The following is an 827-nucleotide window of genomic DNA, read 5'->3' as shown; positions in this document are numbered from 1 at the left end:
GGACGAAGCTGCCGCAGACGCGACCTGACAGCGTGCTTTGCGGACTATTTTTGCAGTTCAATATTATGCTTCTGAAAGTCTGTCGTGGCGTTTGTATGCGGATAGGTTTGATCCGGCACAGATACCCCGAGGAACTCACAGAGCGGCTCCCATCCTGAGCCAAGTTCATACACTAGCAGACGGTCCGCCGGGATCACAGACTTCACCTCGGCAACATGCGCCTGGAAGTCTTTTATTGCGCGTTCCTCAGTGTCGAAGCGGTCGCCCAGGAAGACATCCACGAACTCCTGGATTTGACGCATATGTGCCGCCTCCGGCGGCATTTCGGTTTCGCGAAAAACCTTGATCGTCTTCGAGTAGGACGCGTACCAGTCCTCCGGATCACGAACCGACAGGATTACCTTCGCGTTCGGATAGCGTTCAGCCGACTCGCGCCAGAGATGGGCGCCAGGCCAGTCGACTTGGGACCGGTAGCCGTCGAAAAGCAGGTCGAGATCAAGTGGCGACCCACCACAAAAATAATCATGCCATGGACCCGCTTTCTCCGGATTATCCCGGATCTCATGCATGTGGTGGCAAGGTCCGAAGCCGAGAACCGCCAATGCTTCACGGAGGGAGTCCGTGCCAGTACGCCCGAAGCCGGCGCCAATAATTTCGAGAGCCATCAGATGAAATCCTTGCTGCGATGTGAAAGCTTTCCCCGAACTACAGTGCGGCCCGAAGTAGTCTCTGGCAATACCCCACATGATGTAAGTTGCCCGGTGCCCACCTGAACTGGATATTCACGGCGTCAAGGAAATGACCGCTCTGGGCTCGTAGTCGACCTC

General features: G+C 56.1%; 1 protein-coding gene. It reads right to left on the bottom strand.

Features of this window, described 5'->3' with window-relative positions:
• Positions 1-44 precede the first annotated feature (44 nt).
• Positions 45-665: a sulfotransferase family protein gene (locus tag ACR0BK_RS20370; RefSeq protein WP_480521124.1), complete on the bottom strand. Its 621-nt coding sequence runs from the start codon at positions 663-665 to the stop codon at positions 45-47.
• Positions 666-827: the final 162 nt, after the last annotated feature.

The organism is Ruegeria sp. AF1 (genome assembly GCF_056542125.1).
This window is presented reverse-complemented; position numbering and strand designations above follow the sequence as displayed.

What these genes read in the sequence shown, in the direction of transcription:
- ACR0BK_RS20370 (WP_480521124.1), bottom strand. Translation starts at nt 665, where the DNA reads ATGGCTCTCGAAATTATTGGCGCCGGCTTCGGGCGTACTGGCACGGAC.